This window comes from Streptomyces sp. NPDC039465 (assembly GCF_055639315.1).
This window is the reverse complement of sequence record NZ_JBVKAP010000002.1, coordinates 262,714-284,597: the sequence shown is the minus strand read 5'-3', so window position 1 is coordinate 284,597 and position 21,884 is coordinate 262,714. Positions and strand designations below refer to the sequence as shown.

Below are 21,884 nucleotides of genomic sequence, written 5' to 3'. Positions count from 1 at the left end.
GATCAGGAGGTGGTCGAGAAGGGTGCGCAGCGGCTCGGCGAAGGGGCGCGGGCCGCCCAACTGGCCCCGCCGCCGGCTGGGTGAACCGAGGCGGTCACGGCCGGACCGCGTCCAGTCCTCGACGGCGTCCGAGGGCTGGACGCGGTCCGGCCGTGACGCATGCCTGCCGGAGCCGTCAGAGCCGGACCGTCCAACTCACCGTGGACCTCATCGTCCGGGCGATGGCGCGGTCCCGAACCGAGGGCGTACGGTCCTCGGCGGTGAGGGACAGTGTGTGCTTCCGAAGGTCGAGCAGCCGCAGGGCCAGGTCGGACACTCGTACGTCGGTGCGGCCCGCGAGAGACTTCATCTCCCGCCCGTCCAGATACCAGCGGATCCTGAGTTGACGCCCGTCCGCCCCCGTCAGCCGGGGCACGAGGGCTTTGGCGGTGTCGCCCATGCGGAGGGTGCGGTCGGTGGCCGTGACGGGGGAGGCGATGCGCGCCTCGCGGTAGAAGCCGGCGATCATCGCCTCCACTCCGGGCAGATTGAAGGGCTGGCCGAGGGAGCGCATCAGGGAATTCTCGGTGGGGCGCCGCAGCCCAGTGACGTAGTAGCCGCCGCCCTCGTACGCGCCGACGGTGCCGCCGTCGGGAGACTGCTCACCGAGCCAGCGGTGCCACTTGGCGCCCCGGTCGGCCAGGTCGTCGGCGGTGAAGCTGGTGATGTTGGAGTCGGCGGGCTCGGGGCCTACGTACCGCTCGTAGCCGGGGTAGTTGGGGTAGAAGTACTCGTCGGCGAGCTTGCCCAGGGAGTGGCCGGTCTCGTGGATCGCGACCTGGCCGGACTTCTCGTTGCCCGCCGAGGCCGTTGATATGCCCTCGTAGCCGAGGGTCTTGCTGGGCTCGTTGTAGCCCGCGCCGCCGTACTTGGTGCTGTTGGCGAGGACGAGCACCAGGTCGGCCTCGGGCGCCTTCGCCACGTATCCGTCGACCTTGTCCTGGTCGACGCAGAGCAGCCGCTCGATGTCGTCGCACCAGAAGTACGAGCCGAGGGCGGTGTCCCTGAGGGTGTCGGGAGCGGGGTCGCCGGAGACACCGGACTCGTTCGAGACGGCGTCGACCGTCCAGACGTTGAAGAGGTTGCGGTAGGTGGTGTACGGCTCGACGGCCGTCAGCTCGGCCCACTTCTGCTGGGCGTCGGCGTGGAAGCGGGACAGTTCGGCGGCGGTGTAGCCGTCTCCGACGACGACGATGTCGAGCCGGTCGGCGGTGGGGCCGTTGTCGACCATCTTGGCCACCTCGCCGTCGGCGGCCGCCTCGGTCGCCGACAGGCGGGAGGCCGGCCGGTTCCGGCCCTCGGGCGGCACGTGCGTGTGGCCGGACCCGGCGAGCGTCCCGTGTTCCGGCCCGGGTATCTCGACCTCGACTCCGGCCGTGGGGGGTGCCGTCGGGTCCGCAGCGGCGCTTCCGGGTGTGGCGGCGAGTACGGTCGTGAGGACGACGGCCACTGCGGCCGCCATGGCTCCGCGTCGTGCTGAACGCATGAAATCAGCCCCTTGCCAGGCAAGTTAAGCGCGTTAGTAAATGTGTTGAACGAGTCGCTTAACCTAGGGGGAAGGCGAGGGCGTGCGCAATGCCTACTGCTTCTGGATACTGGGAAGTTCACGAACCAGGGGGTCCGCATGGACGATCCGGCCACGATCGGCCACCGAGTACAGCGGCTGCGCAGTCAACGCGGGCTGACACAGCGACAGTTGGCTGAGCCTTCGTACACCCCCGCGTACGTCTCGACGCTGGAGTCGGGCAAGGTCAGGCCCTCGGAGACCGCGCTGCGCTTCCTTGCGGAGCGGCTCGGTACGTCGTACGAGGAGCTGGCCACCGGCCGTCCCGCGCACCTCGCCACGGAGCTGCGGCTCGCTCTCACCGACGCGCACCAGCAGCTGGCCACCGGGACGGCGGACGAGGCCGCCGTGCGCTACCGCCAACTCCTCGCCGACGCGGAGGACCTCGGACTCGTTCCCGAGCAGGCCGAGGCGCTGCTCGGGCTCGGCGACTGTGCCCTGGAGGCCGGTGAACTGGTCGACGCGGGCCACCACTTCCAGGCCGCCGAGCGGCTCCTCGCCGAGGAGCCGCTGCCCCGCCGCGTACGCGCGATCCGGGGCCGTGCCGTCGCACACCTCCTGGCCGGGGAGCTGCGCTACGCCTGCTACCTCCTCGAATCCGCCATCGACGAGCTCGGTGCGAGCGGCCTGGCCGACCCCGAGGCGCTGGTCATCCTGTACGCCGCCGTGATCGGCCCGTACATCGACATGGGTGCCCACGCCCGGGCCGCCCATGCTGCCGAGCTAGCCCTGGCGCTGGCTCCGCAGGTCGACAACCCGGCGCTGGTGGCGGGCATGCACCGGCAGGTGGCTCGCACCTTCCTCGCAGAGGGGCGCACGGCTGACGCCGACGCCTCATTGGCCAAGGCGCAGGCGATCTACCAGCAGCTGAGCTTGCGTACCGATCTCGCGCACTGCCACTGGATGCGCGGCTACGTTCAGGCGCAGAAGGGCGAACTTGCGGAAGCTGAACAGGAGTTGCGCGCCGCCCGGGACATGCTGAACGCCAAACGCGCGGCGCTGTTCACCGCGCAGGTGGAGGTGGAGTTGGCCGATGTCCTCCGGCGGCTCGGACGGCACGGCGAGGCGGCGGATCTGCTCTCTGCATTTCTTGAGCTGGGTGACCGGCACGGCGCGGTGCACGCGGGGGGTGCGCACAGGCTGCTCGGGCTGATCGCCGAGGAGCGGGGGGACATGGAGACCGCCGAGGAGCACTACGTCATGGCGCTGGGGCTGCTGGAGCGCAGCGGCGCGAGCGGCGACCTCGCCGATCTGTGCCGGCTGCTGGGCGACCTTCTGCGCCGCGGCGGCCGCACCGAGGCCGCGCTGGACGCGTACCGCACGGGGCTCGGCCACCGGTCGCTCCCGGGCACGACGACGCTGGGGCCGGCTCCGACGGCACTGGCGTTCCCGCGGCAGTGACGGGTGGTTTCCGTCTGAGGGCAACTCCTCTCCAGGCGACGGACTTCACCGCTCTAGATGAATGATGCGAAGGGCTCGCTGTCGCGCATGACATGAAGCGAGGGAGTCCAAAGATCGGTTGTGACGCCCGACCTAGACTCCCTCGCTACCGCGCTCTACGTGAAGACCGATGACCTGCTGAAGGAATCGCCGCACCTGGCGCCGTGGCGGCCCAGGATCGGCATCGCGCCCCGGCTCAGTGACGCCGAGCTGGTCACCCTCGCCGTGATGCAGGCCCTGCTTGGCTTCACCTCCGAGCACCGATGGATCCGCCACGCCCGCGCCCGGCTGCGGCATCTGTTCCCCTACTTGCCAAGGCAGTCCGGCTGCAACAGGCGGCTACGCAAGGCGGCCGACCTGATCGCCCACGTCAACCGCCTGCTCGCCACGGACACCTCGCTGTGGACCGACACCGTCTGGGTCGTCGACTCCACGCCCGTGGAATGCGGACGTTCACGCGAGACGGTCAAACGCTCCGACCTGGCCGGATGGGCCGAGTACGGCTACTGCGCCAGCCACTCCCGCTTCTTCTGGGGCCTTCGGCTGCACCTCGTGTGCACCCTCCACGGGCTGCCCGTCGCGTTCGCTCTGACCGGCGCGAAAGCCGACGAACGCCAGACCCTTCTCGGCATCCTCGACGCCGAGTCCGACCTCGTCGGCTCCCACCCAGGGCAGACCCTGATCAGCGACCGCCACTACTACGGCGCCGCGTTCGAACGCGAACTCACGCAGTGGGGAATCCGACTGCTGCGGCCGGCCCGCAAGGGCGAGCCCGCGCGGGCCGGGTCCGAGCTGTTCAGGCCGCTGCGCCAGACCATCGAATCGGTCAACCAGTCCTTCAAAGCCCAACTCGACCTCGAACGCCACCAAGGCCGCACTCCCGGCGGTGTCATGGTCCGCGTCCTGCAACGCGTCCTCGCACTCACGGCCGGAATCTGGCACAACGACCACACCGGCCAGCCCGTCATGCGCTCGCTGACCGCCTACGACCACTAACTCCTCGGATCATTCATCTCAGGCGGCAGGGGCCGACGACGGCCTCAGGCCGAGTGGACGCTCGGCGAATGCCTTCTCCGAGTCGACCTCGTAGCAGACGTTGATGCTCGAGTCCCCGAGAGTTGTGTCGGCGAAGCGCTGGACGTCTTCAACGGACTTTGTCTCCCAGAGGCACGTCACGGCGGATCCATCGACGTGCGGGTAGAACTGCAGCACCCGGGTGCCATCCGGCGCTCCGATGCCGTCGATAAGGGCCTGGCCGCGGGGAAACGCTGTCTCCGGGTTCAAGATCTTGTGCTGGACCACGACGTACATGGGGCCCTCCTCGTTTGGTGTCGTGTCGTTCGACGACGCTAGGCGTGCGGAGGTGGACGCCGCGTCGCGCATACTCACCATCCATTGTGGACTGGGATGGTCATTCCTGGCCAAGCGGCTCAGACCGGCTCGAACGCCACCAGGGCCGCACCCCCGGCGGTGTCATCGTCCGTGTCCTGCAGCGCGTCCTCGCACTCGCCGCCGGGATCTGGCACAACGAACACACTGGCCAGCCCGTCATGCGCTCACTGACCGCCTACGACCACTAACCCTTCGCATCATTCATCTAGAAGAACCCGAGCTTCTTCGGCGAGTACGACACCAGCAGGTTCTTCCAGTGCTGGTGGTACACGCCTCGAATGGCTGCTGACCAGCGGAAACGCCCACGATTTGGCCAAGCTGCAGGCGGCTGGTCCGCGTATGGCCCGGATCTTGGTCGGCACGGAGTGGACCCCTGACCGACGGCCCGGAGGCGGCGAGTCGGCACACAAACCAGTGGCGGTGCCGACAGATCTCCACGGAGCATGCCTCGATCCAACGCTGAGGCTGATGCCCTGGTGGCCTTCGCGCGCGAAAGAGTCAGACCACCATGACCACGCCACTGCCAAGTGTTTCTACAGCGTGGCCGCCGCTGCGAAGCACCCGAAGGGTCTCAAGTGGATGTCATGGCGCAGCGAAGGACGAGGTCACCATCAGGGCGCCGCGGACCTGGCACACGCAGCAGCGGCGGCCGGAAATGGCCGCGCCTTGCATGGGCTCGCCCAACTGGGATTCTTCAACGGCGATATCCACAACGCCGAGCGCCTCAACCGCGCTGCTGCACTTGCAGGGTCAGCAACAGCCCGGGAGTGGCGGATTCGTAGGGGATCCCCTCATGAGTTATTTCGTCATTGTCAATGACGCCTGGCATGCCGAGAGCGGAAGCTGCTGTCCGCCGTGCCCAGTTGGGCTGGTCAGTCACCATGCTGCGCCATCAGATCCAGGGACCTCGCCTACTCACGACCTCGGCACGTACGTCATGAAGTTGTCTACTGAGGCGCCTTGACCTGCGGCGATGGGGTCAGTGCCGTACCACGACGAACGCCAGGAAGGTCAGGCACGCACCGGACAGCCTGAAAGAAGTCGAGCGTCGTGTCGAAGGTCTCCGCCGCGACGACGTACACCTGCTGTGGCGGATCCTTTGACGTCACGGACGACGCGCATGTGCGCACAGCCCGGGCTGACACCACGCTCTACACGTCTCTGTTCCGTTACCACGACAACCTGGTGGTTCAACCGACACGTGTGGGGTCAGCCGGCCAGCGCCCACCCTGCTTCACCTCAACAACGCAGGCGGCACAGGGTGGTTCGACAACTACGCTCAGGGCCTCGAGCCCGTCTGGGCCGGCGCACGGCCCTGGACACCGACCCGGAGGGGACCGCCGTATATGGGCAGGACTGAGTACTACAACGACCCCGCCGCTCCGAAGGCGAACACCCTCATCCCCGCCAGCAACCTGCTCGTCGTCGACGACAGCGGCGCGATCCTGCTCCAGCGCCGCCGCGACACGGGCCAGTGGGCCCTTCCCGGCGGCGCCCAGGACATCGGCGAGACGGCGGCCGAGTGCGCGGTACGGGAGTGCCTGGAGGAGACCGGCGTCGTCGCCGAGATCACCGGGTTCCTTGGCGTCTACACCAACCCGCACCACATCGTTGCCTATACCGACGGCGAGATCCGCCAGCAGTACGAGAACACCTACATCGGCCGCCGCGTCGGCGGTGAGCCCACCATCAACGACGAGGCCGACGGCGTCCGCTTCGTCCAACCGGCGGACCTTGACCAGTACGACATCCGCCCCAGTATGCGCCAGCAGATCGGCGACTATCTTGCCGGCACGTACCCCTACCTAGGTTGAGACGCAAAGCTTGCTCCATCACCTGCAGTGATTCACGCACCGGCCACGGCGGTCTGTGCCACGAGGGCCGTTATACGTACCGCGAGCTGGCCCTGCGCGCCTACTGGGACAGTCCCCCGGCTGCGGCTACATGTTCTCTGGCCCGTGCTCTGCACAGTGCAGCGATGAGATGCGGCCCTTCCCCGCAGGACTCGTGCTGGTAGGGGCGGTCATGGGGTTGGCATGGGGTGGGCGTTGCAGTACGACGCCCCGTCCCTGCCCCGGGGCGTCACGGCGTCCGCCAGACCGTCCAGACGGACACCGGCGACAGCGCTCTCTCGATGGCCTCCAATTGCACACTCCACTCGTTCAGCCCCATCGTCCGCGAGAGCAGCAGGGCTGGGGCTATACCCCAGCACAGTACGGGGACGCCGCCCGAGGCGGCGAGATGCTGGAGCGCGGAGCGCACAGGCTTGGGCACGACACCGTCCTCCCGAAGGCAAGTTGCGCCCTCCAGCACGTCGATGTCGGGGATGGTTGCCTTTCGTTCCCGGAGAAGCTTCAGGATGCGCCGGGTGTAGGGGGCCGACCCGGCGGAGTAGCAGGCGTACGCCCGGGCCAGTGTCAATACAGGGTCGGGTTCCCATGCCTTCGCCGCGGAGAGGAGGCTCTTGGGGTCATGCCCACTCAGGCGGCCCAGGGTCAGGAGGTCGTCCCAGTCCGTGGAAGGAGTGGTCGACAGTGGTTCCGCCCGAGGCGCGTCTTCGCTCATGTCCAGTGCAAGAGGGAGGAAAGGATGCAGCGGGAATCTCACACCGGTGTCGGGAAGTGATACCCGGACACCCCACATGGACTCTTTCACTCCCACTTCGAGTAGCCAGTTGCGAGAGTCGGGCAGAGAATATGGGGATATCTTGTCCTGCCAGTCTCCGTGGATTATTGCTTTCCGTGGCTGCCGGCCGATGCCGACGACCGAATACCCTGGAAGATGTTTCCATGTGTCACCAAGTATGGTGACTCTGAGGGGTACGTCACCGCTTCCGACGGTGGACGGCAGTTGCACGCTCTTCGTGAGCCCGTCGAGTACTTCCACCAACTCCGACCAAGACCCCCATGGAAGGTTGACTCGGACCGGGACGAAACCGGGCACCACAGCGATCACCGGGTCTACTGCGATCTCACGCAGGGTTCTTGCTGTCCCGCCGACGGATACGCTGGGAGAATCAATCAAGGGGCCGGATAGCCGCTCTGCGCCACCCTCTGGCAAGGTGATCCGCACTGCGGATTCCGAGAATATCTCAGATTCCTCGATCACTGCGGACGTACCCTCCGGTGCAGTGGTAGCAATGGCGGAGGCGATATCCGAGGCGAATCCCAAGAGCAATTCACGGTCGTCCAGATTTCCGGAGAGGAATAGACCTCCTTCTTCCTTCGAAATCTTGATCCTAGCCGGTGGATCCGTCAGATGTGCTGCGATGCGTCCCTCAACACCAGTCAGCGCGGAGGCGGCTGGGGTTCCGCTGGAATCCACACCCCCGACGTAGACCCAGGTCGGGCTTTCGCCGCTCGGTTTGGCTCTCAGGTAGCGGTCGACGTCATGGGTGGCCGCCCACGACTTGCCGCGGTCGCCGCCTTCCGGTCCGCGCTCGGCAGACGCGGCGCTGCGATCGGCGCGAGGGGGCGATCCCAGGTTGAGGACGATCTGGCGGTCCCTATCGCTGACGCGAAGCCGACGCTCTAGCGGTTTCCGTCGGCGAGTAAGGTTCTTCAGTACGCACTTAACGCTCAGGTTCGTATCCTGGGGCACCCGGTTTTCCCATGGAACGTGCACCGTCTTCTTCGGTGGTACGGGGGCCTCTCTACGCCAATATGGTTCGTCCTCGACCTGCACAAGTATGGCTTTGACGTCCTTCGCCGCGGAGGGCGGTCTGACGCCGATGGACAACTGGACCACCGGAGTCGGCGGCAGGTGGAGGGGCGGCACGCGATGCGCGGTACCAGCTCCGTACACCTCGATCCCGGGCCGCTGACGAACGCGAGGTCGTTGTTCCCAGGCGACCGCCGTGACCTCCGGGCCGACGATCTCGGTGACTGCCTTGCGCAGGTCGATAGTGATCTCACCCGTCTCAAAGTCCAGGTGGAGAACCTGCGGCAGGGGGTCTTGTGTGTCGATGATCGGCAAGAGGTTTTTCAGGAACAACCCCCGACCATCTATCTCTACCGCTCTTTCGCGCTGCTGACACGCAAAACAAAAGACCAGGGTGTTCTCCTGCTTGGCATTGAAGCCCGTCACGCCACTGTGCATGTCGGCCTTGATCGTGGATCTTTGGCTCTCGCTGTACGGAAGGTTCTGACATCCGTCCATGATGAGGAGCTGCTCTGGAAAGTCCATAGATCGGAACAGCTCGATGTACTGCTCAATTCCCAGATTGGTCACCGCGTCCGTCGAGGCTTCTCGCGTGACGAAGAGCCGCTTCGTGGAGGGTTCATAGAGTCCGTGCCCCGAGAAGAATACGAAAAGATGGCTTCCGCTCGATTTGCGAAGCCGGGCAATGGACTGCCATATATCAGGCTCGCTCGCATCACGCCACGGAACACCTGTTCCAAGCGATTCAAGCGAGGGGAGGCTGACGGGCGTCGGCTGTGCGTGCAGCAGAATGTGGCCGTCGGGAACGCCCGCTTTACGCAGCCAGTTGACCGCCTCGCACGCATCCATCACGGCGCCGGTCAGATCCTTGATCTCCGGATCGTCGTACGCGTCGATTCCGACCACCAAGGCCCAACTGTCTTTGTACGTGCTCGTCATGGCCAGTTCTCACCGATCAGGGTGTATGTCTTTTCCTGGAGCCAGTACGCACTGTGCGACTCCGGGAACGGCACGCCGGCGTCAACTTCCCTGTCGACTATCCCATCCACCCCGTCGAACGCGGGCGACGCACGGAAGGATAGAAAGTCTGCCTGGCTGTAGATATTTAGCCAAGGAGTGAAGGGCTTTCTTCCTTTGCCGGGCCGAAGCGACTCGAGGGCGTCCAGGAGGTACAGGTACGGGGCCTGTGAACCGACCGTCACCAGCAAGTTCACGCGCGGTGCTTCTTCTCCGGACAAGAGGTCCACCATGGCGATCCCGCCGAGGCTATGCCCCACCACCACAATGGGTTCGTTCTGAGGCAAGTCGGAGATGGCATTGGCGAGATATTTTCGGACTGCTTCGCCGCGACGTAGATAGAACGCCACGTCACGAATGAAGTCGGAGAACGGATTCATCAGCTTGGCCCGATTCTCCCTGGCCTTGGTGTTTCCGACGCGCAGTGCCAGAGGTCCGATGGTTTTCCAGAGTGCCCGCGTCACCCACGCCCTGGTCGCCACGCCGGCCATAGCGGAGCCAATCGCGATCACCAGCTGCGTTCTTGCGTCTTCGGAGAGCGCGATGGCCGACAGTTGCGGAGGATCGGTCGATCGATGGCGGTGCAGGATGCTGGCCACGACGGATCGGGACACGAATGCGAGCAGCTCCTCGTAGTCGGTATCGCTCGCCGCTCGCGCGGCTCCGATGAGGGCCTCCGAACCGCGGACGAACGAAAGGGCAGAACGGACCTCGTCGGGCGTGACCTCCGCCGCCAGCAGCGCGTCCGTGGATACCTGGACCTCGTCGAGCAGTTGCTGCACTTCGACCTCTCGGGGGTCGCCTCCGAAAATGGGACCCTTTACGGCAGGGGTTGCGGTGGCAAGAATCCGTAGCTCGAACAACGGGTCGTCGATGAGTAGCCCCCACGTGGCTACGTCGGCTTCGCTGCCTTCGAGTGTCTCGTCGTCGACTACAGCACGTGTGCTCATTGAGGGCGGCAGTACCCGCGTCACGTCAAGGTCCGCCGGCCCGAGCTCTTGGCCCCAGGCGGGCCCGGATATGGACTCGGGAGGCAGCTCCAGCCATTTTGATGCGCCATCACGGACCCGCTTGAGCGTTTGCTCAAGCCCCTCGCGAACGCCAGTGCCGTGCACGAGTACCAATGAGCCCCGCATCACTACCCCCAACGCATCTGAAGAGCATATGAAGCTGGCTAGGCGTGGTTCTTCCAGCTTGCAACCATCAGGTGCGGTTGTCCACTGCTTTCAAGGCCCTCTGGCAACCGGCCTGATGGGCCGAGACCGGTAAACTTGGGATTCAGCCCGGTGTGGATGTCCGACGCTCGGGAGGCGAGAGAAGTGGTGGAACGCAATACTTTTGCATTGGAAATCTCGGGCAAGGATGGCAGCTATTCGGTCAGTGCAGCCGCGGGAACCGCACCACCGGTCACGGTTGAGAATGTTTCATTGAATGTCGAAGGTATTAGGGAGCGATTCGGCGTGCTACAGGAGGGCACGCAGCCGACTTCGCTGATCAGTAGATCCCCGCACGGGGCCTCCGCCGCGAGGGGGCTGTCCGCCCGCGAAATCGGTGACGAGATGTTCTGTGCTCTATTTCCCGGTGATGTGGGCGGGCTCTATTCCGAGCGGCGGCGGCAAGCCGCGGCTCGGGGTGAAAAGTTGCGGATGTTGCTCTGCATGGACGCCCCGGAACTGACCGCGCTGCCTTGGGAGTTGATGCACAACAAGGAATTTGGATACGTGTGCCTCGAGGACGAGATCGTCCGCTGTGTGAATCTGTCCCGGCCTCTCGGGCCGCTTTCGACACAGCCCCCGGTCCAGGTGATGGGACTTGCATCCGTGCCGCCCTTCGGAAAGCCCCTAGACGTGGTGAGGGAGCAGCGCGACCTGAGGAACAGTCTGAGACAGCTCACCAAAGGGCGCCTCGCCCAAATGCGCTGGGTGAATGCGGAAAACTGGACCAAGATGCTAGACCAGTTCATCTCCGAGTCCGGTGGGTGCCATGTGCTCCACTACGTCGGCCACGGCGAGTACGACCCTGAGGAAGAAGAAGGCGCACTCGTCTTCGGTGACGAGCTTGGCCGCAAGCTGCTTATCCATGCTGGCACTATGGGCAAGGCCATCCAGCAAGCCCACCCGCAACCGCAACTTGTGGTCCTGAACGGGTGTGAGACCGGAAAGGGGAGCGAGGACGACCTCTTCTCCAGTGTGGCTGCGGCGCTGCTGCGATTCGTCCCGGCCGTGGTCGCCATGCAGTTCAGGGTGACCGATAGGGCGGCGATCGCGTTCTCCCGTTACTTCTACCAGGCACTGGTCGGTCTCGGCCGCCCCATCGACGTGGCGGTGCACCAAGGGCGGCTCGCAATGCTGCTGAGCGACGACAAGAGTCTCGAGTGGGCGACGCCTGTGCTCTACGTACGAGACGACAAGGACATCCGACTGTTCGACTTCGAGCGGCACGAATCCCAGCAGGAAAGGATCGCGGAGGATGTTCGGCGCGACGAGGAGCGGCTGATCGCGACCAGCGCCTCCAAGAGCGCGCATATTAGCGGCAACCCGGTGCTGATCCAGACCAAGCCCGGAGGCTCCACCGAGGTCAGGCCCGGGGAGTTCACACCCAGCGACTTCGAACTGGTCTGCCCCGGGCCGAACTGCGGGCTCATCTACATGCGTCGCAAGAACGACGTCCACGGCGTCCCCTGGGGCGCCCCCTACCCCATCGAGCCGAGCATGGGGAAGATCGACGCGATAGGCATGGTGGAGAGTGCGCTCGGCGAAGGCCGGAGCAGTGTGGAAGTCGTCGCCAGGGTAGGTGAGGAACTGCGCTTCCTGTGGAATGACAGCGGGGAGCCGGCCGATTGGCACCTGTCGCCAGAGCCGATCACCGGGCGGGCGACCGGCAATCCAGCGCTTATCCAGACCAGGCACGGGGAGCCCGGTGACTTTCATCTGGTCTGCCCTGCTCTGGGTGGCGGCCTGATGTTTCTGCGTCGCAGGAACGACATGCAGGGCTATCCGTGGAGCACCCCCTATGTCTTCGCCCCAGACCTCGGAGAGGTCGCGGCGGTGGGCGTGGTGGAGAGCGATCTTGGCGGCGGCCGGGGCAGTCTTGACGTCGTGGCCAGGACGGGGCATACGTTGCGGTTCCTCTGGAACGAGACCGGGGAACCGACCGACTGGCAGGAGATGGCGGGCACCCTTGCCGGTGGGGCGACGGGTAATCCGGTCCTCATCCAGGACCGGACCGCAGAGCCCGGTGACCTCCTCTTGGTATGCCCGGCCGAGAGCGGCGGGCTGATGTTCCTGCGCCGCAGAATCGACGTCGCCGGTGGCCCGTGGAGCCTGCCCTACCTGATCGCGCAGGATCTGGAGATCGCTGCGGTGAGCATGATCCAGAGCACCTTCGGCGGCCAGAAGGGCAGGGCGGGGGCCAATTTGGAGCTCATAGCCAGAGTGGGCGACTCGCTGGAGTTCTTCTGGAAGGGCCCACCGCCGCAATTCTGGATTCACAACACTTTCGGGCCCCAACACCCCCTGGTGGAGGTAGTAGATGCCCCGACACCTCGGACAGCGTGACCCAAGGGCTGGCTGTGAGAGGGGCATGCCGGATCGAAGCGAGCCGCGAACAGACGCTGGCCTAACGCAGGTGGTCCTGAGTTCGACCGTTCCTCACCCGGACCGGACGTACTCGCCCTGGTGTCGGCGTGCTCGTCTACTGAGGTTTAACTCGTGGTGTCGTATGGGCTGAGGGCTGCTGGGTCCGTGCGGTAGGACCGGGGCATGCGGTATCCACAAGGGGGCGGACTGACCGCCGAACGCCAGGAGTTTCGCGAACGGTTAGGGCTCCAGGCCGCGGAGCGGTTCGCTCGGGGTGAGGCGAGTGCGGTGATCGCCAAGGACCTGCGGGTCAGCGTCCGGTCGGTGCAGCGGTGGCGGCAGACGTGGGATGAGGGCGGTCCGCGAACTCGGCGGTCGCAGGGCCGGCGTCGCTGCCGAGGCTGAGTCAGAAGCAGTTCACGCAGCTGGAGGCGGAGCTGGCCAATGGGCCTCCCGCCCACGGCTGGGAGGACCAGCGGTGGACGCTTGCGCGGATCAAGACAGTGATCGGTCGACGCTTCCACCTGACCTACACGATCCAGGGCGTGCGGAAGCAGATGGTACGCAACGGCTGGTCCTGCCAGGTGCCAGCCCGACGGGCCATGGAGCCGGGACGACGACGCGGTGGCCGGGTGGGTCAAGGAGGTGTGGCCCTGCGCGGAAGACTCGTGGCGGCCCGTGGAGCCTGGCTCGTCTTCGAGGACGAAGCCGGATTCTCCAGGACGCCAACAAAGATGTCTGGCCATCCGACTGCTTGAGCACCACGCGACTTCACGGGTTCAACTTCAGTAAGTGGCTCTGGCAAGATTTTCGTAGGTGGAGATCATTTCGCGGCGGCGGCGGTTGATCGGTCGTGCAGTGGGCACCCTCTGGCTGTGTTCTGTTGAACTGCCGAACTTATTACCGCAGTTGGCCAATGTGCTGGTGATCTCGGCCGATGTTTCCGATGCTGCTGTGTCGGTCCGCGCCCGCACGCGGTCCGCTGCTCCAGCGGGATGTACGGGATGCGGCGAGCTCAGTGAGTGGTGCCACAGCCGCTACGTGCGGCACCTCGCCGACTTGTTTATGCGCGCGGCGATCCGGCGCTCACCGTCCGGGTCCAGGTCTTCCTTCAGCCCCTCCGGGTCCCAGCCGCTGTGCCCGCATGCCGGAGTGGTCGCGCAGGATGACGAACTGAAACTTCAGAATGGGTCCAGCGTACGGAAGTTGGCGCGACCGGTGCGCTGATCGTTCATATGATCCACTCGTGCTGTGCACCCCCCGCCCGACGGACGGAGCCGAACTGCACACCCACCCGCTCGAAGCCCCACCCGGCCTCGGCGCAGGCCCGGCGCGTCAACTCGAACGTTTCGGCATCGCGCGGTGCGATGCAGTTGTCGGCCCGGACGTCGACGACCACGGCCGAGCCATCCGCGCGGCGCATGGAGAAGTCCGGGGCATGCCGACGCTCACGCGTACCGTCGTGCCAGTGCAGCCAGAACGCCTGGGAGGCGACACTCACCACAGCCGGGTCGAAATCCATGAGCACGAGACGGTCCCGCTCCAGCCACGACTCGAAACCGACATGCTGCCGAGTCGTCGCCGCCCAGTACCAGCCCGGGAAATAGCGCCCGCCCGGCGGCCACCGAAACGGCCCCGCCGGACGAGCGTCCTTGAGCCTGACCGACACGCAGTCCAACAGCGGACGCCGTCGACGCTAGCGCCTGCCCACCACACTCGACACCTCGACGTACGGCGCCGCCCCTTCCAACCCAGCCGATACCGACATACGACACCCCCAGCCCGCACCCCCTCACGACTAACTTGATCTTTAACGTGCGCCATCGAACGGTACGTCGTACTTGATCACTCGGTTCGGGATCCGCCGTACGCGGAAGCGGCCTTCGTCTGAACATGTGCTCCGACCAAGGAACACACACGTCCAGCACGAAGGCCGTGAGGATGAGTCTGCTGCATCGCGATGTCCGGCAGGAACCGCCAGCCGAACTGTCACGCTTCCGGGGCGAGTTCTACTGCTGTCTCACCGCTCGTTCGGATGCGCTGTTCGAGCTGGCCGACGCGATCTTGTGCGGTGACGGGCCGGTGAAGTCGCCGGTCGAGCTGTCGCTGGTGGGCGAACACCGCCGTGGTCACGGGGGGCCTCTACGCCGCTGTCTCAAAGGGCCGGGTCGACGCGGATCGGATGCGGCAGGCCCTGGCCTCGGTGTCGCTGCCGCGGGCGGCCGATGGCCGGCTGGTCCTGGCCGTCGATGTCACGTGCTGGCTGCGGCCCGACGCCCACACCTCACCAGAGCGGATCCTGTGCCACACCTACGGTCGGAGCAAGGACCAGCACATCCCCGTTCCCGGGTGGCCGTACTCGATCGTCTGCGCGCTGGAGCCGGGCCGCAGCTCGTGGACCGCCCCGCTGGACGCTCTGCTGTCTGGCACCCGGAGACGACACCGCCACCGTCACCGCCCGGCAGCTGCGCGAGCTGATCGAGCGGCTGATCACGGCAGGCCAGTGGCAGGTCGGCGACCCGGATGTCCTCGTCATCGCGGACACGGGATACGACGCACCCCGCCTGGCCCACCTCCTGCGGGATCTGCCGGTCCAGCTCCTGGCCAGGATGCGGTCGGACCGCGTCCTGCGCAGGCCAGCCCCGCCGCGGCAGCCTCACACCACGGGCCGGCCGCCCCGGCACGGCGGCGAGTTCGTCTTCGGGCAGCCCGACACCTGGGGCACCCCGGACACCGAAACCGTCACCGACACCCGCCTCTACGGCACCGCCCGAGCACGCTCGTGGGACCGGCTCCACCCCAAACTCACCCACCGTTCTTCCTGGGCCGCGGCCGACGGCACCCTCCCGATCGTCGAGGGGACCGTGATCCGCCTGGACATCGATCATCTGCCCAGCGGAGCCACCCCGAAGCCGGTCTGGCTGTGGTGGTCGGGCACCGACGCCACCGAAGCGGACACCGACCGACTCTGGCAGGCATACCTGCGTCGTTTCGACATCGAGCACACCTTCCGCCTGTTCAAACAGACCCTCGGCTGGACCTGCCCGAAGGTCCGCACACCCCAGGCGGCGGACCGCTGGACATGGCTGATCCTCGCGGCCTACACCCAACTGCGACTGGCCCGGCCACTGGCGGCCGACCGACATCGTCCATGGGAGAAACCCACCTCGTCCGACCGCCTCACTCCAGCTCGAGTCCGTCGCGACTTCCGGCACATCCGCCCCAACACCGCCTGCCCAGCCCAAGCACCGAAACCCACCCGCCCCGGACCTGGACGTCCACCAGGACGCAAGAACACGCGGCCCACCCCACGTCATGACGTCCACACACCCCGCACAACGGTCACTTCAGCGTCCAGGAAGGCGAAGCCGACGACCCCACGACCCCGCCGCACAGGTTAAAGATCAAGCTAAAGGTTGTCCCGTAACTGGTGTGGCTGCTGCGGCGTTGACTGGGCATGGGTGGGGTGATCGGCTAGCAGCGCGGTCCCGTCGTCCGGGACCGGCATCATCTGAATCGCCGGGCCGGCAGCAACGCACGCGGCAACGACACCGCGACCGCCACCTGCTGCTGATCACCCGGAACGGGGGCCGTCGGACGCGACGGCCCCCGACTTCGTACGTGAGCCGGCCGTGAAGGGATCCTGGCCTGGGATTTCGTGGCAGACGATGGGCTGGACCGCGTCCGTCCGAGGGAACCGACCTCGAACAGGGCACGCCGTGGTGATCGTGGGCCCGCCGACGGGCCATCGTGGTGCGGCAAACCGATGGCGCTACGGATGGGGAACGCGGATGTCCGAATCGACCCGGGCCATGAGCCGGCGCAGTCTGCTCATCGCCGGCGGGGCGTTGGCGACCACCGTCGCTGCCACGGGCGAGTCCAGCGCTCTGGCCAGGGGGGAAGCGGTGCCGCGGGGCTCGGGGAGCGGCGATGACGCCGGCCGGGCAAGGATCGACGTCCACCACCATTTCACCGCTCCGGCATGGGTGGACTGGGCGGAGCGTGAGGGCCTGGTGCGGCGGCAGGAGCTGCTGTGGTGGGCGCGTTGGGATCTGGACTCCACCCTGGCGCTGATGGACCGGGTAGGAATCGCGACCGCGGTGCTCAACCCGACCATGCAGGACCAGTACCGCACCGCGGCGCAGGCCAGGGAAGGTCTCACCGTCGTCTTCGAGGCGATGGCCGACCTGGTGGCCCTCCACCCGGGCCGTTTCGCCGTCCTCGCTCCTGCTGTCCTGGACCATCCCGAAGTGACCACGTGGGCTCTCCGCCGCGCCTTCGACGAGCTCGGTGCCGTCGGAGCCAGCGTGAAAGCCAACCACAACGGTGTCTACCTCGGTGATCCCTCGCACGACCGCTTCCTCGCCGAACTCGACGAGCGCGCCGCGGTCCTCTTCACGCATCCGCTCGACCTCCCGGGCGGAACACCCGGCGTGCCCACCGTCCCCGGAATTCCGAACTTCATGTGCGATTTCCTGCTGGACACCACGCGTGCTGCTGTGAACCTGATCCGTACCAGGACACTCGACCGCTACCCGCACCTGTCAGTCATCCTGCCGCACGCCGGAGGATTCCTCCCTCAGATCGCCACCCGCATGGAGGCCTTCGGCGGCTTCTGCACTCCACCCCTCGATGCTGCCCGTGTACGGGACTACCTCCACCGCTTCTACTACGACACGGCGGGCCCGTCGGCCCCCTCGGGCACTCTGGTGGCCACCGCCGGCGCCGACCGGATCCTCTTCGGCACCGACTGGCCGGCCGCCTCCCCAGACATCATCACCGACTTCACGGTGCCGGCCATCGAGACCGACCCCGTCTTCACCGACCGCCAACGACGCGGCATCAACCGCGACAACGCGCTCCGCCTGTTGCCCGCGCTGAGGCGCGCCTAAGGGCTGTCCCGCTGATCCACCAAGGATTACGGACAGCCCTTAGCGCCGCCTGGAGAGCTGATCGCGATTGAGGACGGCGTTGGTCACGGGCATTCTTGCCGGCTACGGGCGGCGAAGGTGGCCAGTGTCTGCTGGTGTGAGGGTGTACCTGAGCTTGCTCTGGCCCGTGTATGGCCCGGATCTTCTCCACGAGGCGGGATCTCAGCGGGAAACAGCCGAAGAATGAACGGATTCGATTACTGTCATGAGGTTTGAGAGCGGCGCCTGGCAGGGCTTTTATGCAGGCCAGACGCCGTTCTCTCTTGCTTAGAAGAATCCGAGCTTCTTGGGGGAGTAGCTGACCAATAAGTTCTTCGTCTGCTGGTAGTGGTCCAGCATCATCTTGTGCGTCTCGCGGCCGATCCCCGACTGCTTGTACCCCCCGAACGCCGCATGCGCCGGGTACGCGTGGTAGCAGTTCGTCCACACCCGGCCCGCCTGGATCGCGCGGCCCGCGCGGTAGGCCGTGTTGATGTCGCGGGTCCAGACGCCCGCGCCCAGGCCGTAGAGCGTGTCGTTGGCCGTCTTGATCGCGTCGTCGAAGTCGGTGAACGAGGTCACCGCCACCACCGGGCCGAAGATCTCCTCCTGGAAGATCCGCATCCGGTTGTCGCCCTCGAAAATCGTCGGCTGGACGTAGTAGCCGCCCGCCAGCTCGCCGTCGTACTCGAGGCGCTGACCACCCGTCAGGATCTTCGCGCCCTCCTGCTGGCCGATGTCCAGGTAGGAGAGGATCTTCTGCAGCTGGTCGTCGGAGGCCTGCGCGCCGATCATCGTGTCCGTGTCGAGGGGGTGGCCCGGCAGGATCCGCTCGGTCCGGGCGACCGCCGCCTCCAGGAACTCGCTGTAGTGGCCGCGCTGGATCAGCGCGCGCGACGGACAGGTGCACACCTCGCCCTGGTTCAGGGCGAACATCGTGAACCCTTCGAGCGCCTTGTCCCGGAACTCGTCGTCCGCCGACCAGACGTCGTCGAAGAAGATGTTCGGCGACTTGCCGCCCAGCTCCAGCGTGACCGGTTTGAGGTTCTCGGAGGCGTACTGCATGATCAGCCGCCCCGTCGTGGTCTCCCCGGTGAACGCGATCTTCGCCACCCGCGGCGACGACGCGAGCGGCTTGCCCGCCTCCGCGCCGAAGCCGTTGACGATGTTCACCACACCCGGCGGGAGCAGATCGGCGACCAGGCTCATCCAGAAGTGGACGGACACCGGGGTCTGTTCGGCGGGCTTCAGGACGACCGCGTTCCCGGCGGCCAGCGCCGGCGCCAGCTTCCACGTCGCCATCAGGATCGGGAAGTTCCACGGGATGATCTGCGCGACCACGCCCAGCGGCTCGTGGAAGTGGTACGCGACGGTGTCGTCGTCGACCTCGCTCAGCGAGCCCTCCTGGCCGCGCAGGGCGCCCGCGAAGTAGCGGAAGTGGTCGATGGCCAGCGGAATGTCGGCCGCCAGGGTCTCGCGGACCGGCTTGCCGTTCTCCCAGCTCTCCGCGACGGCCAGCTCCTCCAGATGCGCCTCCATCCGGTCCGCGATCTTCAGCAGCACGGCGGCGCGGTCGGCGGGCGCCGTACGGCCCCAGGCCGGCGCGGCCGCGTGCGCCGCGTCCAGTGCGCGCTCGACGTCCTCGGCGGTGCCCCGGGCGACCTCGGTGAAGGGGCGGCCGTCCACCGGGCTCGGGTTCTCGAAGTACTGCCCGCGCGCCGGGGCGACGTACTCCCCGCCGATCCAGTGGTCGTACCGCGACTGGTACGACATGACCGCGCCGTCGGTGCCGGGCGCTGCGTAACGCGTCATCGAACCGCCTCCCTCGGAGCGCACCGGCCGCCCTTGGCCGGCGCTCCCGGCGAGGCTAGGAGCCTTGACGTTGCAACCCCGTTGCACCGGCGGACAGTTCGGCGTCCAGCGCCCGCAGCCGGGCAAGGACCGGAGCCCGGCCGCTCGCCGGAACCACCCGCGCGAGCGCCCGCCACACCACCGGATCGTCCTCGCCCCACGCGCTGTACGCCCAGTCCGCCAGCAGCCGCGGATCGCCTCGGTCCACCAGCGCCGCCCGCAGCTGCCCCGCGAGCCGCTCCCGCAGCCGTACGACCCCGGGGGCGCACGAGCCCGGCAACAGCGGCCCCGCGTACACCCCGAGCGCCGCCGACAGCGCCCCCGAGCCGAGCCTGCGCGCCACCGCGTCGAAGTCCGCGTCGACGGTCCTGGCCAGCCGGTACGGGCGTGAGCGCAGGACGTCCGCGCCGAGCAGCCCCCGCAACCGCGACAGTTCGGCCCGCAGCGTGACCGGCGGCACCGACGCGTCCTCGTACAGCAGCGTCAGCAGCTCCTCACCGCTCACGCCCTCGGGACGGCGCGCCAGCACGACCACGAGCTCGCTGTGCCGACGGCTCAGCCGCACCCTGCGCCCCTCCAGCGTCAGCAGTGCCTCGCTGCGGCCCAGCGCCTCCAGCCGCATCCGGTCCGTGTCCGGGGGAGGGGCGAGCAGCGCCAGCTGGGACTCGGCGGCCCGCGCCACCGCTTGGACGAACGCCAGGCTGTGCGGATGCGCGAGCCGGTCGCCGCCGGTGATGTCGACGGCGCCGAGCAGCCGCCCGCTGTGCGGATCGTGCACCGGCGCCGCCGCGCACGTCCAGGCCTGCACCGACCGCCGGAAGTGCTCCGCCGAGAACACCTGCACCGGCCGGTCCAGCGCGACCGCCGTCCCCGGCGCGTTCGTTCCCGCCGCCGACTCGCTCCAGCGCGCCCCGGCCACGAAATTCATCGGCCGCGCCCTGCGCAGCGTCCCCGGATGCCCCTCCACCCACATCAGCCGCCCCGACGCGTCGCACACCGCGACCAGATGCTCCCCATCCGTCGCATAGGCATCCGTCAGCTCCCGGATCACCGGCATCGCAGGGGCGAGTGGATGCGCCTCCCGGTACGCGGCCAGATCCTGCTCGTCCAGCTCGACACAGGCGGCCCCGTCCGGGCTCACCCTCGCCCGCGCCGAGCGCCGCCACGACTCGGCGACCAGCGCCCGCACCGGCGGCCTTGGCAGCCCCCCGCCCGAGGTGAACGCGTCGTGCGCCCCGCGCAGCGCCCTGGTGTCGGACTCCGGACCCACCCACGCGTCACCGGCCAAACCGGCCTCCCCGTCCAGGACTTCGGCCCTTGTCGGCGGGCCCGCGGCATCATCGTGACCGCACCCCGGGACGCCGACAACCCTCCCCGCCGCACCCTGTCCGGTCTCCGCCCCTGGGCCTCACGTACAGTAGGCGCGGGCCGTGACTGGCGCGTGAGGTGGAGTACCACCGGGGAGCGGCCCGACGGGCTCCGACCGGACTCCGCCACTGCCGTGCGCCTGGGCGACGATCACGACCGATGCTCAGGAGTGGCCCATGCCCACCGTTCCCGCCGCACGCCTCATGGACGGCACCGCGCTCGCCCGCCGCACCGTCGAGGAGACCGCCGCCCGCGCCGCCGAGATCACCCGCCGTACGGGTACGGCCCCGTGCCTGGCGACCGTCCTCGTCGGCGAGGACCCGGCCTCCGTGACGTACGTACGGATGAAGCGCGCCCGCTGCGAGAAGGCCGGAATCCGCTCCCGGCACATAGAGCTGCCGGCCGCCACGACCACCGAGGAACTCGTCGCCACCCTCACCGGGCTCTCCCAGGACCCCGAGGTCAACGGCATCCTGCTCCAGCACCCGGTCGGACCGCACATCGACGAGCGGGCCGCCTTCGAGGCGATCGCGCCGGAGAAGGACGTCGACGGCGTCACGATGACCTCGTTCGCGGCGATGAGCTTCGGCCTGCCCGGCTTCGAATCCTGTACCCCCGCCGGCATCATGCGTCTCCTCGACGCCTACGACGTGAACCCGTCCGGGAAGCGCGCGGTGGTCGTCGGACGCAGCGCGATCCTCGGTAAGCCGGCTGGCATGCTGCTGCTCGCCCGGGACGCGACGGTCACCTACTGCCACTCCCGCACCACCGGCCTCTCGGAGATCGTCGCCGAGGCCGACATCCTCGTCGCCGCCGTAGGCCGTCCCCGCTTCATCCGCGGCGAGGACATCAAGCCGGGCGCGGTCGTCATCGACGCGGGCTACAACCCCGGCAACGTCGGCGACGTCGACTTCGACAGCGCCGCCGAGCGCGCGAGCCTGATCACCCCGGTGCCGGGCGGCGTCGGCCCGATGACCATCGCGGTCCTGCTCGCTCAGACCGTGGACGCGGCCGAGCGCCAGCTCGGGCTGTAGCGGCCGGCTGGCCGGGCGGGCCGCTGCCCCG

15 protein-coding genes, 3 pseudogenes and 1 riboswitch are annotated in these 21,884 nt (G+C 67.4%); of the genes and pseudogenes, 11 read left to right on the top strand and 7 right to left on the bottom strand.

Annotation, left to right across the window (positions count from 1 at the left end; all coding sequences use genetic code 11):
• Positions 1-175: 175 nt before the first annotated feature.
• On the bottom strand, positions 176-1,525 hold the full coding sequence (locus tag ACZ7LT_RS07490; RefSeq protein WP_471235039.1) for a M64 family metallopeptidase: 1,350 nt from the start codon (positions 1,523-1,525) through the stop codon (positions 176-178).
• Between the two features lie 138 nt (positions 1,526-1,663).
• On the opposite strand from ACZ7LT_RS07490, the gene ACZ7LT_RS07485 reads away from it, so the two are divergent.
• On the top strand, positions 1,664-3,004 hold the full coding sequence (locus tag ACZ7LT_RS07485; protein WP_471235038.1) for a helix-turn-helix domain-containing protein: 1,341 nt from the start codon (positions 1,664-1,666) through the stop codon (positions 3,002-3,004).
• A gap of 120 nt (positions 3,005-3,124) precedes the next feature.
• Positions 3,125-4,039, top strand: a complete 915-nt coding sequence (locus ACZ7LT_RS07480) for an IS982 family transposase (protein ID WP_471235037.1) — start codon at positions 3,125-3,127, stop codon at positions 4,037-4,039.
• An 18-nt stretch (positions 4,040-4,057) separates the two neighbouring features.
• Here ACZ7LT_RS07480 and ACZ7LT_RS07475 read toward each other — a convergent pair whose 3' ends face one another.
• A complete protein-coding gene (locus tag ACZ7LT_RS07475; protein ID WP_471235036.1) occupies positions 4,058-4,354 on the bottom strand; it encodes a hypothetical protein in 297 nt (98 codons plus the stop codon).
• Between the two features lie 128 nt (positions 4,355-4,482).
• Here ACZ7LT_RS07475 and ACZ7LT_RS07470 point away from each other — a divergent pair.
• A pseudogene (locus tag ACZ7LT_RS07470) lies at positions 4,483-4,623 on the top strand (IS982 family transposase); the annotation flags it as partial.
• 1,158 nt (positions 4,624-5,781) lie between these two features.
• Positions 5,782-6,249 (top strand): NUDIX hydrolase, encoded by a 468-nt coding sequence (locus ACZ7LT_RS07465; RefSeq protein ID WP_471235035.1) that lies wholly within the window; start codon positions 5,782-5,784, stop codon positions 6,247-6,249.
• A gap of 268 nt (positions 6,250-6,517) precedes the next feature.
• On the opposite strand, the gene ACZ7LT_RS07460 is transcribed toward ACZ7LT_RS07465, so the two are convergent.
• Together ACZ7LT_RS07460 and ACZ7LT_RS07455 are read right to left on the bottom strand one after the other, a co-directional pair.
• Positions 6,518-9,034, bottom strand: coding sequence for a caspase family protein (locus ACZ7LT_RS07460; RefSeq protein WP_471235034.1), 2,517 nt, complete (start codon positions 9,032-9,034; stop codon positions 6,518-6,520).
• The gene (locus tag ACZ7LT_RS07455; RefSeq protein ID WP_471235033.1) at positions 9,031-10,227 is read right to left on the bottom strand and encodes a hypothetical protein; all 1,197 of its coding nucleotides are present in this window, start codon (positions 10,225-10,227) and stop codon (positions 9,031-9,033) included. The genes ACZ7LT_RS07460 and ACZ7LT_RS07455 overlap by 4 nt, the downstream gene beginning before the upstream one ends.
• Before the next feature lie 204 nt (positions 10,228-10,431).
• On the opposite strand from ACZ7LT_RS07455, the gene ACZ7LT_RS07450 reads away from it, so the two are divergent.
• The 3 genes and pseudogenes from ACZ7LT_RS07450 to ACZ7LT_RS07440 all read left to right on the top strand — a co-directional run bounded on the left by ACZ7LT_RS07450 (position 10,432) and on the right by ACZ7LT_RS07440 (position 13,917).
• The gene (locus ACZ7LT_RS07450) at positions 10,432-12,669 is read left to right on the top strand and encodes a CHAT domain-containing protein (RefSeq protein ID WP_471235032.1); all 2,238 of its coding nucleotides are present in this window, start codon (positions 10,432-10,434) and stop codon (positions 12,667-12,669) included.
• Between the two features lie 204 nt (positions 12,670-12,873).
• Positions 12,874-13,415 (top strand): annotated as a pseudogene (locus ACZ7LT_RS07445) (winged helix-turn-helix domain-containing protein); the annotation flags it as partial.
• 91 nt (positions 13,416-13,506) lie between these two features.
• Entirely contained in the window at positions 13,507-13,917 is a 411-nt protein-coding gene (locus ACZ7LT_RS07440; protein WP_471235031.1) for a hypothetical protein, read from the top strand.
• 4 nt (positions 13,918-13,921) lie between these two features.
• Here ACZ7LT_RS07440 and ACZ7LT_RS07435 read toward each other — a convergent pair whose 3' ends face one another.
• The gene (locus ACZ7LT_RS07435; protein ID WP_471235030.1) at positions 13,922-14,359 is read right to left on the bottom strand and encodes a TnsA-like heteromeric transposase endonuclease subunit; all 438 of its coding nucleotides are present in this window, start codon (positions 14,357-14,359) and stop codon (positions 13,922-13,924) included.
• Between the two features lie 513 nt (positions 14,360-14,872).
• Here ACZ7LT_RS07435 and ACZ7LT_RS07430 point away from each other — a divergent pair.
• From ACZ7LT_RS07430 to ACZ7LT_RS07420, 3 genes and pseudogenes are all read left to right on the top strand, one after another.
• Positions 14,873-15,121: pseudogene (locus ACZ7LT_RS07430) on the top strand (transposase); the annotation flags it as partial.
• The gene (locus ACZ7LT_RS07425) at positions 15,114-16,091 is read left to right on the top strand and encodes a transposase (RefSeq protein WP_471235604.1); all 978 of its coding nucleotides are present in this window, start codon (positions 15,114-15,116) and stop codon (positions 16,089-16,091) included. The pseudogene ACZ7LT_RS07430 and the gene ACZ7LT_RS07425, both read left to right, overlap by 8 nt.
• Before the next feature lie 390 nt (positions 16,092-16,481).
• Positions 16,482-17,582, top strand: a complete 1,101-nt coding sequence (locus ACZ7LT_RS07420; RefSeq protein ID WP_471235029.1) for an amidohydrolase family protein — start codon at positions 16,482-16,484, stop codon at positions 17,580-17,582.
• Between the two features lie 306 nt (positions 17,583-17,888).
• Here the strand turns inward: ACZ7LT_RS07420 and exaC are convergent, their stop codons facing one another.
• Positions 17,889-19,412, bottom strand: coding sequence for an acetaldehyde dehydrogenase ExaC (gene exaC, locus ACZ7LT_RS07415; RefSeq protein WP_471235028.1), 1,524 nt, complete (start codon positions 19,410-19,412; stop codon positions 17,889-17,891).
• Positions 19,413-19,467: 55 nt separating this feature from the next.
• Positions 19,468-20,739, bottom strand: coding sequence for a GAF domain-containing protein (locus ACZ7LT_RS07410; protein WP_471235027.1), 1,272 nt, complete (start codon positions 20,737-20,739; stop codon positions 19,468-19,470).
• A gap of 132 nt (positions 20,740-20,871) precedes the next feature.
• Positions 20,872-20,971, top strand: a riboswitch (ZMP/ZTP riboswitch).
• 24 nt (positions 20,972-20,995) lie between these two features.
• Here ACZ7LT_RS07410 and ACZ7LT_RS07405 point away from each other — a divergent pair.
• The gene (locus ACZ7LT_RS07405) at positions 20,996-21,853 is read left to right on the top strand and encodes a bifunctional 5,10-methylenetetrahydrofolate dehydrogenase/5,10-methenyltetrahydrofolate cyclohydrolase (protein WP_471235026.1); all 858 of its coding nucleotides are present in this window, start codon (positions 20,996-20,998) and stop codon (positions 21,851-21,853) included.
• The last annotated feature ends 31 nt before the right edge of the window (positions 21,854-21,884 follow it).